The 14518-nt window shown below is 71.7% G+C and carries 11 protein-coding genes; 5 read left to right on the forward strand and 6 right to left on the reverse strand.

Annotation, left to right across the window (positions count from 1 at the left end; genetic code table 11):
* Positions 1-140 precede the first annotated feature (140 nt).
* Genes whiA through uvrC form a run of 4 tightly spaced genes read right to left on the reverse strand, consistent with a single transcriptional unit; the run spans position 141 to position 5363 of the window.
* On the reverse strand, positions 141-1130 hold the full coding sequence (whiA, locus tag ACGFRF_RS18835) for a DNA-binding protein WhiA (RefSeq protein WP_067125808.1): 990 nt from the start codon (positions 1128-1130) through the stop codon (positions 141-143).
* Positions 1121-2224 carry a uridine diphosphate-N-acetylglucosamine-binding protein YvcK gene (yvcK, locus tag ACGFRF_RS18840; protein ID WP_393741219.1) on the reverse strand — a complete coding sequence of 368 codons (1104 nt, stop codon included), beginning with the start codon at positions 2222-2224 and terminating at the stop codon, positions 1121-1123. The genes whiA and yvcK overlap by 10 nt, the downstream gene beginning before the upstream one ends.
* Positions 2221-3237 carry an RNase adapter RapZ gene (gene rapZ, locus ACGFRF_RS18845; protein WP_393741221.1) on the reverse strand — a complete coding sequence of 339 codons (1017 nt, stop codon included), beginning with the start codon at positions 3235-3237 and terminating at the stop codon, positions 2221-2223. Before rapZ ends, yvcK begins: the two co-directional genes overlap by 4 nt.
* Positions 3234-5363 (reverse strand): excinuclease ABC subunit UvrC, encoded by a 2130-nt coding sequence (gene uvrC / locus ACGFRF_RS18850; RefSeq protein WP_393741222.1) that lies wholly within the window; start codon positions 5361-5363, stop codon positions 3234-3236. The genes rapZ and uvrC overlap by 4 nt, the downstream gene beginning before the upstream one ends.
* 527 nt (positions 5364-5890) lie before the next feature.
* Between uvrC and ACGFRF_RS18855 the strand changes: the two genes are divergently transcribed.
* Positions 5891-6838 (forward strand): hypothetical protein, encoded by a 948-nt coding sequence (locus tag ACGFRF_RS18855; RefSeq protein WP_393741224.1) that lies wholly within the window; start codon positions 5891-5893, stop codon positions 6836-6838.
* Positions 6839-6858: 20 nt separating this feature from the next.
* Here the strand turns inward: ACGFRF_RS18855 and ACGFRF_RS18860 are convergent, their stop codons facing one another.
* Positions 6859-7287, reverse strand: a complete 429-nt coding sequence (locus ACGFRF_RS18860) for a Rieske (2Fe-2S) protein (RefSeq protein WP_393741226.1) — start codon at positions 7285-7287, stop codon at positions 6859-6861.
* Positions 7288-7583: 296 nt separating this feature from the next.
* Here ACGFRF_RS18860 and ACGFRF_RS18865 point away from each other — a divergent pair, with 296 nt between their 5' ends.
* Both ACGFRF_RS18865 and ACGFRF_RS18870 read left to right on the forward strand, forming a co-directional pair.
* Positions 7584-8750, forward strand: coding sequence for a LacI family DNA-binding transcriptional regulator (locus tag ACGFRF_RS18865; RefSeq protein ID WP_393741228.1), 1167 nt, complete (start codon positions 7584-7586; stop codon positions 8748-8750).
* On the forward strand, positions 8747-9658 hold the full coding sequence (locus ACGFRF_RS18870) for a carbohydrate kinase (protein WP_393741230.1): 912 nt from the start codon (positions 8747-8749) through the stop codon (positions 9656-9658). The genes ACGFRF_RS18865 and ACGFRF_RS18870 overlap by 4 nt, the downstream gene beginning before the upstream one ends.
* 190 nt (positions 9659-9848) lie before the next feature.
* On the opposite strand, the gene uvrA is transcribed toward ACGFRF_RS18870, so the two are convergent.
* Positions 9849-12875, reverse strand: coding sequence for an excinuclease ABC subunit UvrA (uvrA, locus tag ACGFRF_RS18875; protein WP_393741232.1), 3027 nt, complete (start codon positions 12873-12875; stop codon positions 9849-9851).
* A gap of 224 nt (positions 12876-13099) precedes the next feature.
* Here uvrA and ACGFRF_RS18880 point away from each other — a divergent pair, with 224 nt between their 5' ends.
* Positions 13100-13786: a maleylpyruvate isomerase family mycothiol-dependent enzyme gene (locus ACGFRF_RS18880; protein ID WP_393741234.1), complete on the forward strand. Its 687-nt coding sequence runs from the start codon at positions 13100-13102 to the stop codon at positions 13784-13786.
* A 45-nt stretch (positions 13787-13831) separates the two neighbouring features.
* Positions 13832-14488 (forward strand): MBL fold metallo-hydrolase, encoded by a 657-nt coding sequence (locus ACGFRF_RS18885; RefSeq protein WP_393741236.1) that lies wholly within the window; start codon positions 13832-13834, stop codon positions 14486-14488.
* The last annotated feature ends 30 nt before the right edge of the window (positions 14489-14518 follow it).

The following is a 14518-nucleotide window of genomic DNA, read 5'->3' on the forward strand; positions in this document are numbered from 1 at the left end:
CGGTGGTTCGCCACAGCGGCGAACAGGTTGCCAGGCTCATGTCACTCCATGATCGAGTCAAGGGCGCCTCATGGACACGCAAAAGCCGGTGCCGACCACCCGAACGGCGGTCGGCACCGGCCAGTTGACGCTCCGTCCGGTCAGCCGGCCAGGTTGTCCGCCAGCTCCTCGCTGAGGTTGGCCTCCGTGCCCGGGATGCCCAGATCGGCGGCGCGCTTGTCGGCCATCGCCAGCAGACGGCGGATCCGGCCCGCGACGGCGTCCTTCGTCAGGGGCGGGTCGGCGAGCGCGCCCAGCTCCTCCAGGGAGGCCTGCTTGTGCTCCATGCGCAGGCGCCCGGCGGCGGCGAGGTGCTCGGGGACCTCCTCGCCGAGGATCTCCAGTGCACGCTGCACCCGTGCACCGGCGGCCACCGCGGCGCGGGCCGAACGGCGGAGGTTGGCGTCGTCGAAGTTGGCGAGCCGGTTGGCCGTGGCCCGCACCTCGCGGCGCATCCGGCGCTCCTCCCAGGCCAGCACGGACTCATGGGCGCCGAGCCGGGTCAGCAGCGCGCCGATCGCGTCACCGTCCCGGACGACCACCCGGTCCACACCGCGCACCTCACGGGCCTTCGCGGCGATCGACAGCCGGCGGGCGGCACCGACCAGCGCGAGCGCGGCCTCGGGGCCGGGGCAGGTCACCTCCAGGGAGGAGGAACGACCCGGCTCGGTCAGCGAGCCGTGCGCCAGGAAGGCTCCACGCCAGGCCGCCTCCGCGTCACACGTGGCCCCGGAGACCACCTGCGGGGGCAGTCCGCGGATCGGCCGGCCCCGGCCGTCCACCAGGCCCGTCTGCCGGGCCAGCTGGTCACCGCCGGCGACGACCCGCACGACGTACCGCGAGCCGCGGCGCAGCCCACCGGGTGCCATCACGATCAGCTCGGAGCTGTGGCCGAAGATCTCCAGGATGTCCCGCTTCAGACGGCGGGCCGCCATCGCGGTGTCCAGCTCCGCCTCGATCACGATGCGCCCACTCACCAGGTGGAGGCCGCCGGCGAACCGCAGAATGGCGGAGACCTCCGCCTTCCTGCAGCAGGTCCGGGTGACGGGGAGCCGGGAGATCTCGTCCTTCACCGCTGCCGTCATCGCCATGGGCCGATCCTTCCATGCATCCGAAAAATACGGTCGTACGCGGCGGCCAACAGCTCCGGGTCGTGCCGGGGGCTTCCGTCGGTCCGGGCCACGGGCGCCAGCTCGACCGCGGCTCCCAGCCGCTTGGCGGCCTCGGTGAGCGAGTCGCGGTCGGGCACGGCGGCCTCGTCGGCCAGCACCACGTCCAGGGCGAGTTTAGGGGCGTGTCGCCCCAAAACCTCCAAATGACGCTGCGGTGAGAAGCCTTCGGTTTCTCCCGGCTGCGGAGCGAGGTTCAGGGACAGGACCTTGCGCGCCTTGGTCTCGGTGAGGGCGTCCAGCAGCTCGGGGACGAGCAGGTGCGGGATGACCGAGGAGAACCAGGAGCCGGGGCCGAGTACCACCCAGTCCGCGTCCAGGACGGCGGCGACGGCCTCCGGGACGGCGGGCGGGTCGTGCGGCACGAGATGCACCGACTGCACCTCGCCGGGCGTGAGGGCGACGGTCGCCTGTCCGCGCACGGTGTCCACGTCGTCCGGGCGCTCCGGGTCGTGTCCCTTGACCAGGGCCTGCAGCTCCAGCGGTACGGCGGACATGGGCAGCACGCGCCCGTGCGCGCCGAGCAGCTTGCCGACCAGGTCCAGGGCCTGGACGTGGTCGCCCAGTTGCTCCCACAGGGCGACGATCAGCAGGTTCCCCACCGCGTGGTCGTGCAGGTCGCCCTGGGTCTGGAAGCGGTGCTGGATGACCCGGGCCCAGGTCTGGCCCCAGTCGTCGTCGCCGCACAGCGCGGCCAGCGCCTTGCGCAGATCGCCGGGCGGCAGCACGCCCAGCTCGTCGCGCAGCCGACCGCTGGAGCCGCCGTCGTCGGCCACGGTGACGACGGCGGTGAGATCGCCGGTGATCCGGCGCAGCGCGGCGAGCGAGGCGGAGAGCCCCATGCCGCCACCGAGGGCGACGACCTTGGGCTGGGCGCCCCGGCGGCGGGCGCGGCCGCCACGGGCCTCGGCGGACCGGGCGGACCGGGCCTCGGCCATGGCACGGCTCGCGCGGCTCGCGCGGCCCTCCGGCACCACCCGGCGCAGCCTGCCCAGCCGCGGTGTACGTTCCGTCATTCCCGTCCCATGTCCCGGTGTACGACCACCGTCTCCACGCCCTCGGCCGCGAGGCGCGCGGCGAGCTTCTCCGACATCGCGACCGAGCGGTGCTTGCCGCCGGTACAGCCGATGGCGATGGTCACATACCGCTTGCCCTCGCGCCGGTAGCCGGCCGCGACGAGCCGCAGCAGCTCGGCGTACCGGTCGAGGAACTCCTTGGCGCCGGGCCGGTTGAAGACGTAGGCGGCGACCTCCTCGTTGAGGCCGGTGTAGGGGCGCAGCTCCGGGACCCAGTGCGGGTTGGGCAGGAACCGCATGTCCGCCACGAGGTCGGCGTCGACCGGGAGGCCGTACTTGAAGCCGAAGGACATCACGGTCGCCCGCAGCTCGGGCTCCTCCTCGCCGGCGAACTGGGCGTCCATCTTGGCGCGCAGCTCGTGCACGTTGAGGCTGGAGGTGTCGATCACCAGGTCGGCGTCCCCGCGCAGCTCGCGCAGCAGCTCCCGCTCGGCGGCGATGCCGTCCACGATGCGGCCGTCGCCCTGCAGCGGGTGCGGCCGGCGCACCGACTCGAAGCGGCGCACCAGGGCCTCGTCGGAGGACTCCAGGAAGACGATCCGCCGGGTGACGTTCTTCGCCTCCAGGTCCGCGAGGGACTCGCGCAGATTGTCGAAGAAGCGGCGGCCGCGTACGTCCACGACGACCGCGATCCGCGCCACGTTGCCCTGGGAGCGGGCGCCCAGCTCCACCATGGTGGGGATGAGCGCGGGCGGGAGGTTGTCCACGACGAACCAGCCGAGGTCCTCCAGACACTTCGCGGCCGTCGACCGGCCCGCTCCGGACATGCCGGAGATGATCACCAGCTCGGGGATGGCCGCCTCGGGTACCCCGGCTGTCTCGCTGCCCGTACTCACCTGTGCTCCGTTGTCCTGGCCCGTGTCCTGGCCGGCGTCGTGCCGGACGGCATCGTCGCCCGTGTCGCCGTGCGTCTGATCTCGCCGCGCTGTGGGCTGTGCGTCGTGCTCGGTCATGTCTCCTGCCCCCGTCGTTCGTCCGGGACGCCCGCGGTCACGGGCTCCCCCGAGGTACCCCCCGTCGTATCGGGTTCCTCGTCGTCAATGATCTCTCCGGTCGCCGTGTTCACTGCGGGTGCGGCCGGGGTCGCCCGGGCGAGGGCCGCGGCGATGGTCTCGGCCGTCTTCCGGCCTATTCCGGGCACTTCCTGGATCTGCTCGATCGTGGCGGACCGCAGCTTCTTCACCGAGCCGAAGTGCTTGACGAGCGCCTGTTTGCGAGTCTCGCCGAGCCCGGGGACGTCGTCCAGCGGGCCGGCCCGGAAGCGCTTGGCGCGCTTGGTGCGCTGGTAGGTGATCGCGAAGCGGTGGGCCTCGTCACGGACGCGCTGGAGCATGTAGAGACCCTCGCTGGTGCGCGGCAGGACCACCGGGTCGTCCTCGCCGGGCACCCAGACCTCCTCCAGGCGCTTGGCGAGACCGCAGACGGCGATGTCGTCGATGCCCAGCTCGTCCAGGGCGCGCCGGGCCGCCGCGACCTGCGGCTGACCGCCGTCGACGACGACGAGCTGGGGCGGGTAGGCGAACTTCTTGGGGCGGCCGTCGTCGTCCTTGAGGGCGCCGGTGATCCCGTCGTCCTGGGGGCCGCCGGTCATCGCGTCCGGACCGGCGAGCGTGCCGTCGCCGTCACCGTCGGTGAGGGCGTCCGCCGGGTCCGTCCCGTCGGTCCACTCCCCCGTCCTCTCCTTCTCGGCGAGGTAGCGCCTGAAGCGGCGGGTGATCACCTCGTGCATGGAGCGGACGTCGTCCTGCCCGGCGAAGCCCTTGATCTGGAAGCGCCGGTACTCGCTCTTGCGCTGCAGGCCGTCCTCGAAGACGACCATGGAGGCGACCACGTCGTCACCCTGGAGGTGCGAGATGTCGTAGCACTCGATCCGGAGCGGGGCGCTGTCCAGGTCGAGGGCCTCGGCGATCTCTTCCAGCGCACGCGAGCGCGTGGTCAGGTCGGAGGCGCGCTTGGTCTTGTGCAGGGCGAGAGCCTGCTGGGCGTTGCGCTGCACGGTCTCCATCAGCGCCTTCTTGTCGCCCCGCTGCGGGATGCGCAGCGAGACGTTCGCCCCGCGGCGGCCGGTCAGCCACTCCTGGACCGGCTCGACCGGCTCGGGCAGCGCCGGGACCAGGACCTCCTTGGGGACCGCGTCCCCGGTCTCCTCGCCGTACAGCTGCTGCAGGGCGTGCTCGACCAGGGCGCCGGTGGTGACCTCCTCCACCTTGTCGGTCACCCAGCCGCGCTGGCCGCGCACCCGGCCGCCGCGCACGTGGAAGATCTGCACGGCCGCCTCCAGCTCGTCCTCGGCGACGGCGATGAGGTCGGCGTCGGTCGCGTCGGCGAGCACGACCGCGTTCTTCTCCATGGCCTTCTTCAAGGCCTCGATGTCGTCGCGCAGGCGGGCGGCCCGCTCGTACTCCATCTCCTCGGCCGCCTCCATCATCTGCTTCTCCAGACGGCGGAGGTAGGTACCGGTGCGGCCCGCCATGAAGTCGCAGAACTCCTCGGCGAGGTCCTGGTGGTCCTCGGGGGTGATGCGGCCGACGCAGGGGGCGGAGCACTTGCCGATGTAGCCGAGCAGGCAGGGGCGGCCGGTGCGGGCGGCGTTCTTGAAGACGCCGGCCGAGCAGGTGCGCACCGGGAAGACGCGCAGCAGCAGGTCGACGGTGTCCCGGATGGCCCACGCGTGCGCGTACGGCCCGAAGTACCGGACGCCCTTCTTCTTGTGACCGCGCATCACCTGCACCCGCGGGAACTCCTCGTTCATCGTCACCGCGAGGTACGGGTAGCTCTTGTCGTCGCGGTACTTGACGTTGAACCGGGGGTCGTACTCCTTGATCCAGGAGTACTCCAGCTGCAGCGCCTCGACCTCCGTGGACACCACGGTCCACTCCACGGACGCGGCGGTGGTCACCATCGTCCGGGTGCGCGGGTGCAGGTTCGCCAGGTCCTGGAAGTAGTTCGCCAGGCGCTGACGCAGGCTCTTCGCCTTTCCGACGTAGATCACCCGGCGGTGCTCGTCACGGAACCTGTACACCCCCGGAGAGTCCGGGATCTCACCCGGCCTGGGGCGGTAGCTGGAGGGGTCGGCCATGTCTCACACCCTACTGGCGAGCACCGACACAGCGTCGGGCCTGTGGACAACGCCCGGACCCTGCGGTACCCGCCGGGCGCCGTGAGCGGTCCTGGGCTGAAGGTGGACGGCCACGCCCGTCCCCGATCGTCCGGGTCCGGGTCCGCGGCCCGCCCGGCCGCCGGCCCCGGCCCCGGCCCCGCTCACGGTCGACCCCGACCGGCACGTTCCGGCCATGCCCGCCTCGGCCGCCGTCCGTACCGCCCTCGTGGCGGCCCCGCGCGCACGGCCCCGAGAGGCCCGCGCCGCCCGCGTCGCCCGCCCGCGTGGGGGCACGCTCCGGCCAGGAGTGTGCCACGGCCGAGTCAGAGGTGTTGTCGGGGTCTGGTCAACACGCTTCAATGCACGGGAACTCGGGGCCGGGCACGCACGCGGACGGGCGCGGCGTGCGCAGCTACGGGCGTCCACAACGCCCACGGGGGTGGCCCCGCACCCCCGCGCAGACGGTCTGACCAGCCGTGTGACACCTCACAGAAAGGCCCCTCGGCATGCGGCATGCCACAGAGCACGCGGACGTCCCTACCGCGGAACTGGACACGGCCCTGCGGGGCGGCCCCTTCCACGTCGCGCTGCGCGCCGCGATCGCCGCACGCGGGCTGCCGCTCCAGCGCGTCCAGCACCATCTGTCGCGGCACGGGGTCAAGGTCGGCGTGACCAGCCTGAGTTACTGGCAGCAGGGTGCACGCCGCCCGCAACGCCCGGAGTCACTGCGCGCGGTGCGGGCGCTGGAGGAGATCCTCCAGCTGCCGGACGAGTCACTGATCCGGTTGCTCACCGAGTCCGACGGGCGCGCGGGGGCCGGCCGTCCGGCGGGCCGCTCGTACCGCTCCCTGGTCGAGGCCTCGGACGTCGTGGACCGGCTCCGCGGCGAGCTGGGCTGGTCCCTCGACGGCGGACTGCACACCCTGGGCCACCACGAACACGTCCGCATCGGCGCCCGGCGCGAGCTGGCGGGACGCGAGGCCCACCACATCGTGCGGGCCCACCGCGACGGCGCCGACCGTTTCGTCGCCGTGCACCACGGTGACCCCGGCAGCAGCCCCCGCGACATGCGGGTGCGGGCCCTGGAGAACTGCCGCACGGGTCGTGTCCATTGGGACCAGGACACCGGCGTGCTGGTGGCCGAGCTGCTCTTCGGCACCCGCCTGCGCTCCGGCGACACCTTTCTCTTCCGGTACGGCATCGACGACGCGACGGCCGGGACCTCCGGCGAGTACCTCCACCGTTTCGGCTTCCCCGGCGGTCAGTACGCCCTCCAGGTGCGCTTCGACGCGGCCGCGCTGCCGGCGCGCTGCCACCGCTTCACCCAGCAGTCGCCGGCGGCACCGCGCAGCGGCCGGCAGGACCTGCCCGTCACGTGGTCGCACCACTGCGTCCACGTGGTCGAGCCGCGGATACGCCCGGGCATCGTGGGCATCGCCTGGGACTGGGAGTGAGCGGCCCCCGACACCTCCGGTCAGGCGGCGGGACCGGCGACGATCCGGCCGTTCGCGGCCTTCACCGACAGTTCGGTCAAGGGCTCGGTGGCCGGTGCCTGGACCACTTCGCCCGTCACGGCGTCGAACTGGCTGCCGTGGCAGGGGCAGATCAGGGTCGTCCCCTGCAGCTTGTTGATCGCGCAGCCCGCGTGCGTGCAGACGGTGCTGTACGCCTTCAGGGTGCCGTCTCCGTCACGGCTGACCACCACGTTGTGGTCGCGGTAGAGCTTGGCACCGCCCTTCGAGATCTCGTTCTCGGCGCCGAGGTCGACCGGCGCGGTGGGGGTGGCCGCAGCGGAGTCGCCGTCGCCGGGAGCCGAGCACGCGGCCAGGCCGAGCCCGGCGACCGGGGCCACGGCGGCTCCTCGAAGGACAGTGCGGCGGCTGGTGGACGGTCGGGCGGGCATCTGGGACTCCACAGGTCAAGGGGTGTGCGGGGCGACGATACCCGGACAGACGGACCGGTCCGGGGGCGGGGCGGGGTTCAGGCGGGGGCCGGGAGTCGACGGGGGTGGGCGGGTGATGAGTGACGTAAACGCTTGCGCAAGCGTTTACGCGAGGGCGGTCGATGGGGTACCTTCCCGGCCGGAAGGCCCGTACGTGACCGGGGACGGTTCAGCCGGCGAAGTGGACCCGAGCGTGGCCGAGCCAGTCCGTCCGGCCGAGCAGAGCGGCCCAGATGCCCCAGGGAGGGGACAGACAGATGCCCACCATGGCGGACGTCGCCCGGTGCGCCGGAGTCTCCGTGGCGACCGTCTCTCACGTGCTCAACGGCACGCGCCCGGTGCTGCCGCACACCCGCCAGGCCGTGCTGGACGCCGTCGACGCCCTCGGTTACACGCCCAACACCCTGGCCCGCTCCCTGGTGACCTCCCGCACCCGCTCCATCGGCCTCGCGGTATCGGCGATCAGCAACCCGTATTTCACGGAGATCCTCCAGGGCGTCGAGGCCGCCGCTCTGGAAGCGGGGTACAGCCTGCTCATCGCCGATCCGCACGACGATCCCCAGCACGAGCGCAAGGTCGTACAGCTCCTCCACGAGCGCCGGGTGGACGGCATGATCGTCGCCCCTTCCGCGCAGCCGCACGAGCTCGTCGGCTACCTGCGCCGCCACGCCGTACCGACGGTGTTCCTGGACCGGGTGATCGACGCGCGCGGGCTGCACGCGGCCGCGGCGGACGGTGGAGCGGGCGCCGGCGGTGCAGCGGGCGCCGCGGCCGGAGGGGATGCCGGCCCTGCCGCGGGCGCGCCGGCCTTCGATCAGGTCTGTGCCGAGAGCGCCGAACCGACGGCCCGGCTCGTCGCTCATCTCGCCGGGCTGGGCCACCGCCGGATCGGCCTGGTGGCGGGCCTGCCGGGGCTCAGCACGACCAGTGAGCGCATCACCGGTTACCGGACCGGTCTGGCCGCCGCCGGCCTCGGGTACGACGACCGGCTCGTCGTGTCCGGCAATTCCGAGTCCACCGGTGCCGACCAGGCCACGTCCGCGCTGCTCGCCCTGCCCGATCCGCCCACGGCACTCGTCACCGCCAACAACGCGATGACCATCGGCGCCCTGCGCGCGCTGCGCCGACAGGGTGTGTCCGTGCCGGACGACATCGCCCTGTGCTGTTTCGACGACTTCGCCTGGGCCGACCTGTTCTCGCCCCGGCTCACCGCCGTCGCCCAGCCCAGTACGGAACTCGGCGCCACGGCCGTCCGGGTTCTCCTGGACCGCCTGGCCGACCCTGACCGGCCGGCCCAGAGCGTGCGGCTGCCGAGCGCGTTCGTGCACCGCACCTCGTGCGGGTGCCCGGAGGAGCAGGCCAGGTTCGAAGAGGCCTGGCCGACCGCATCATCCACGCTGTCCGAGAAGGGAACCGCCTCGTGATCGTCGTCGCCGGAGAGGCATTGATCGACCTGGTACCGCAGGGCCCTGGCGCCCTCGCGGACCTGAAGCCGGCGCTCGGCGGCGGCCCGTACAACACCGCCTTGGCCCTCGGCCGGCTCGGCTCCCCCACCGCCTTCTGCTCCCGGACCTCGTCCGACGCCTTCGGCGAGGCCCTGCTCGACGGGCTGCGGCGGGCCGGGGTCGACGTGTCCTCAGTGGCACGCGGACCGGAGCCCACGACCCTTGCCGTGGCCACGATCGATGCCGGTGGCTCGGCGGCGTACTCCTTCTACGTCGACGGCACCGCCGACCGCCTGTTCACCGCCCCGGCCGCTCTCCCCGCCCACACGCGCGCGGTGTCCTTCGGCACCTGCTCGCTCGTCCTGGAACCGGGGGCGAGCGCCTATGAGGAGCTGATGCGGACGGCGGCCGGGCAGGGGCTGTTCACGGCGCTGGACCCCAATATCCGGGCGGGGCTGATCCCGGACGCGGACGCCTACAGGGCGCGTTTCAAGAGCTGGCTGCCCTCGGTGACGCTGCTGAAGCTCTCCGCCGAGGACGCCGCGTGGTTGGGTGGCACTCCCAGCGAGTGGCTGGCCGCGGGGCCGTCGGCCGTGGTGGTCACCCGGGGCGGCGACGGCCTGACCGTGTTCACCCGGGACGGAGGGGAGCACTCCGTGCCGGGAGAGAAGGTCGACGTCGTGGACACCATCGGCGCCGGTGACACGGTGAACGCGGCCTTGCTGCACGGTCTGGCCGCCCAGGACGCGCTCTCTGCGCGAGCGCTCGCGGCCCTCGGGACGGAGGGGTGGACGCGGTTGCTGCGCTTCGCGGCATGCGCGGCGGCGATCACCTGCTCGCGGGCGGGAGCCGAGCCGCCGTACGCGGCCGAGCTGGGTGAGTGGTGAGCGGTCCGATTTCCCTGTGGTCTTGTCAAGGTGCGGCCGGTCTCGTGGTCGGAGGGCCTGCCGAACCGCCGGGCCGGGCTGTCTGACAGTGGAACGGACGGCGCCCCGCGGGGAGTTCCCGCGGGGCGCCGTTCTTTGATGTTGTGTCAGGCACGGGCTTGCGGCCCGGTGCCCGTCAGGGCCGGTCGTCTCAGGCCTTGCGGGCCCGTGTCGTCTTCTTGGCGGGCGTCGCCTTCTTCGTGGCCGCGGCGGCCTTCCTCGTCGCCGTGCTGTCGGCCTTGGCCGTCACCGTCTTCTTCGCCGCCGACCTCGCCGCGGCCGTCTTCCTCGCCGTCGTGCCACGCGGCGCCTTCACGGGCTCCGCGTCGCTGATGCGGTCGGCGCCGAGGATCTCGCGCAGGAACTTGCCGGTGTGGCTCGCCGGGACCCCGGCGACCTCCTCGGGTGTGCCCTCGGCGACCACCAGGCCACCGCCGGCACCGCCCTCCGGACCCATGTCCACGATCCAGTCGGCGGTCTTGATCACGTCGAGGTTGTGCTCGATGACGATGACCGTGTTGCCCTTGTCGACCAGGCCGCCGAGGACCGTCAGCAGCTTGCTGATGTCCTCGAAGTGCAGACCGGTGGTCGGCTCGTCCAGGACGTAGACCGTGCGTCCGGTGGACCGCTTCTGCAGTTCGCTGGCGAGCTTCACACGCTGGGCCTCGCCGCCGGACAGGGTGGTCGCGGACTGGCCGAGGCGGACGTAGCCGAGGCCGACGTCCTTCAGCGTCCGCAGGTGCCGGGAGATGGCCGGGACGGCCTCGAAGAAGTCGGTGGCCTCCTCGATCGGCATGTTCAGCACGTCGGCGATGGACTTGCCCTTGTAGTGGACCTCCAGGGTCTCCCGGTTGTACCGGGCACCGTGGCAGACCTCGCACGGGACGTAGACGTCCGGGAGGAAGTTCATCTCGATCTTGATCGTGCCGTCGCCCGCGCAGTTCTCGCAGCGACCGCCCTTGACGTTGAAGGAGAAGCGGCCGGGCTGGTAGCCGCGGACCTTCGCCTCGGTGGTCTCGGCGAACAGCTTGCGGATGTGGTCGAAGACACCCGTGTAGGTCGCCGGGTTGGACCGCGGGGTGCGGCCGATCGGCGACTGGTCGACGTGGACGACCTTGTCGACCAGGTCGTCGCCGTCCACGCGCGTGTGCCGCCCGGGGACGTTCCGCGCGCCGTTCAGCTCGCGGGCCAGGTGGGTGTACAGGATGTCGTTGACCAGGGTCGACTTGCCGGAGCCGGAGACGCCCGTCACAGCCGTGAACACGCCCAGCGGGAAGGAGACGTCGATGTCCTGGAGGTTGTTCTCGCGGGCGCCGTGCACGGTGAGCTGCCGGGACGGATCGCGGGGACGGCGTACGTCCGGGAGCGGGATCGACCTGCGGCCCGAGAGGTAGGCACCGGTCTGCGACTCGGTGTTGGCGAGCAACTCCTTCAGGGAGCCGCTGTGCACGACCTTGCCGCCGTGCTCACCGGCGCCGGGACCGATGTCCACGACCCAGTCGGCGACCTTGATGGTGTCCTCGTCGTGCTCCACCACGATGAGCGTGTTGCCCATGTCGCGCAGGCGGACCAAGGTCTCGATCAGCCGGTGGTTGTCCCGCTGGTGCAGGCCGATGGACGGCTCGTCCAGCACGTACAGGACGCCGACGAGACCGGAGCCGATCTGCGTGGCCAGCCGGATGCGCTGGGCCTCGCCGCCGGAGAGGGTGCCGGCCGCGCGGTTCAGCGAGAGGTAGTCCAGGCCGACGTCGACCAGGAAGCGCAGCCGCTCGTTGACCTCCTTGAGCACCCGCTCGGCGATCTTCTTGTCGCGGGCGTTGAGCTTCAGCTCACCCAGGAAGTCCGCGCAGTCGCTGATCGACATGGCGGAGACCTCGGCGATCGACTTCTCCATGATCGTGACCGCGAGGACGATCGGCTTCAGGCGCGTGCCCTCACAGGAGGGGCAGGGCACCTCGCGCATGTAGCCCTCGAAGCGCTCGCGGCTGGCGTCGCTCTCGGCCTCGCTGTGCCGGCGCTTGACGAAGGGCACCGCGCCCTCGAAGGGCGTGGTGTACACGCGCTCACGGCCGTACCGGTTGCGGTACCGCACCTCGATCTGGGTCTTGTGGCCGTAGAGCAGGGCCTTCTTGGCGCGCTGGGGCAGGCCCGCGAAGGGGATGTCTGTGCGGAAACCCAGCGCGTCGGCGAGGGCGCCGATCAGGCGGCCGAAGTAGTCCTTGGTGTGCCCGTGCGACCAGGGGTGGATGGCGCCCTCGTCCAGGGACTTGTCCTCGTCCGGGACGATCAGCTCCGGGTCGACCTCCATGCGGGTGCCGATGCCGGTGCACTCGGGGCAGGCGCCGAAGGGCGAGTTGAAGGAGAAGGAGCGGGGCTCCAGCTCCTCGAAGGACAGGTCGTCGTACGGGCAGTACAGGTGCTCCGAGTACATGCGCTCGCGCTCGGGGTCGTCCTCGGGGAGGTCGACGAAGTCGAGCACCACCATGCCACCGGACAGGCCGAGGGCGGTCTCCACGGAGTCGGTGAGGCGCCGCTTGGCGGAGTCCTTCACCGTGAGGCGGTCCACGACCACCTCGATGGTGTGCTTCTCCTGCTTCTTCAGCGTGGGCGGGTCGGAGAGCTGGACGGTCTGGCCGTCCACACGCGCGCGGGAGTAGCCCTTGGTCTGCAGGTCGGCGAAGAGGTCGACGAACTCGCCCTTGCGCTCGCGCACCAGCGGCGACAGCACCTGGAAGCGGCTCCCCTCCGGCAGCTCCAGGACCCTGTCCACGATGGCCTGCGGCGACTGGCGCGAGATCGGGCGGCCGCACTCGGGGCAGTGCGGCTTGCCGATGCGCGCGAAGAGCAGACGCAGGTAGTCGTAGACCTCGGTGATGGTGCCGACCGTCGAGCGCGGGTTGCGCGAGGTCGACTTCTGGTCGATGGAGACCGCCGGGGACAGGCCCTCGATGAAGTCCACATCCGGCTTGTCCATCTGGCCGAGGAACTGCCGCGCGTACGAGGAGAGCGACTCCACGTAGCGGCGCTGGCCCTCGGCGAAGATCGTGTCGAAAGCCAGGGAGGACTTGCCCGACCCGGACAGACCCGTGAAGACGATGAGCGAGTCACGCGGCAGGTCGAGCGAGACATTCTTCAGGTTGTGCTCGCGCGCGCCACGGACGATGAGACGGTCGGCCACGCCGGTCCGCACCTTTCTTGAGAGAAGTGACAGGGGCGGGGCCCCCGTGCTTCTTCAGACTAGGGGGAGCCACTGACAACGCCGGTCGGATTGCCCGGTTGCATAACAACCCCCGGCCCTCCAGCATGCCCGACGCCGCTCTCGACCATATAGCACGCGCATTCGATTTACGGACGAGCTTCACCACCTTCACCCGAAGGTGCGGCGGGGCTAGGGTCAGCACCATGATTGATCACGCTCATGACCTGGCATGTGTACGTGACGCGACCGAACGGCTCCTCACCGCGGTCGCCGAAGTGGACAACGCCTCGCTCGCCGAGCCGTCACGGCTTCCCGGCTGGAGCCGGGGACACGTCGTCGCCCACCTCGCCCGCAACGCGGACGCTCTCGTGAACGTCCTGCAGGGCCGTCCCATGTACGCGAGCGCCGAGGTGCGCGACGCCGACATCGAGCGCGACGCCCCGCGCCCCCTCGACGTCCAGCTCGCCGACCTGCGCGAGAGCGGGGCCCGCTTCCAGGCGGCGGGAGACGCGCCCGCGGACTGGACGCGCACGGTCGAGCTGCGCAACGGGGTCACCGACTCCGCGTCCCGGGTGCCGTTCCGGCGGTGGGCCGAGGTGGAGCTGCACCACGTCGACCTCGGCATCGGATACGAGCTGGAGGACCTTCCGGACGAGTTCACGGAGCGGGAGATCGACTTCCTCGCACAGCGGTTCTCCGGGCGCTCCGACATCCCGGCGACCCGCGTCACGGACGGCACGCACGCGTGGCGCACCGGTCGTACGGCGGACGAGCCCGAGGTCACGGTCAGCGGTCCGGCGGCGCAGCTGCTGGGCTGGCTCGCCGGCCGCCGCGACGGTGGGGCGCTGAAGGCGCGGGGCGGGACGCTCCCGAAGCTGCCCCCGCTGTAGCGCGACGACCGTCCGCCAGGCGTCCCCGGCTATAGGCTGATCACCATGACGTACACCGGAGAGGTCCAGGTCGGCGGACCGGCGGACGTGCACGAGCTGAAAGACCTGATGATCACCAAGATCGCGGTCGGCCCGATGGACAACAACGCCTATCTGCTGCGCTGCCGGGCCACCGACGAGCAGCTTCTGATCGACGCCGCCAACGAGGCGGAGACGCTCCTCGGCATGATCGGTGACGACGGCATCGCGTCCGTCGTCACCACGCACCAGCACGGCGACCACTGGCAGGCGCTCGCCGCGGTCGTCGCCGGCACGGGCGCGCGTACCTACGCCGGCCGCGAGGACGCCCCCGGCATTCCGGTGCCGACGGACGTACTCGTCGACGACGGCGACGTCATCAGGGTGGGGCGCGTGGAACTCACCGCGCGCCACCTCGTCGGGCACACCCCTGGGTCGATCGCGCTGGTCTACGACGACCCGCACGGCCATCCGCACGTCTTCACCGGCGACTGCCTCTTCCCTGGCGGCGTCGGCAACACGCGCAAGGACCCGAAGGCGTTCGCCAGCCTGATCCACGACGTGGAGACGAAGCTCTTCGCCGTGCTGCCGGACGAGACCTGGGTCTACCCCGGCCACGGCAACGACACCTCGCTGGGCGCGGAGCGGCCGCATCTGCCGGAGTGGCACGCGCGCGGGTGGTGAAGGCTCAAGCGCCGTCGGGGGCTTGTACGT

It is taken from the genome of Streptomyces sp. NPDC048521 (assembly GCF_043199855.1).
GTDB lineage: Bacteria > Actinomycetota > Actinomycetes > Streptomycetales > Streptomycetaceae > Streptomyces.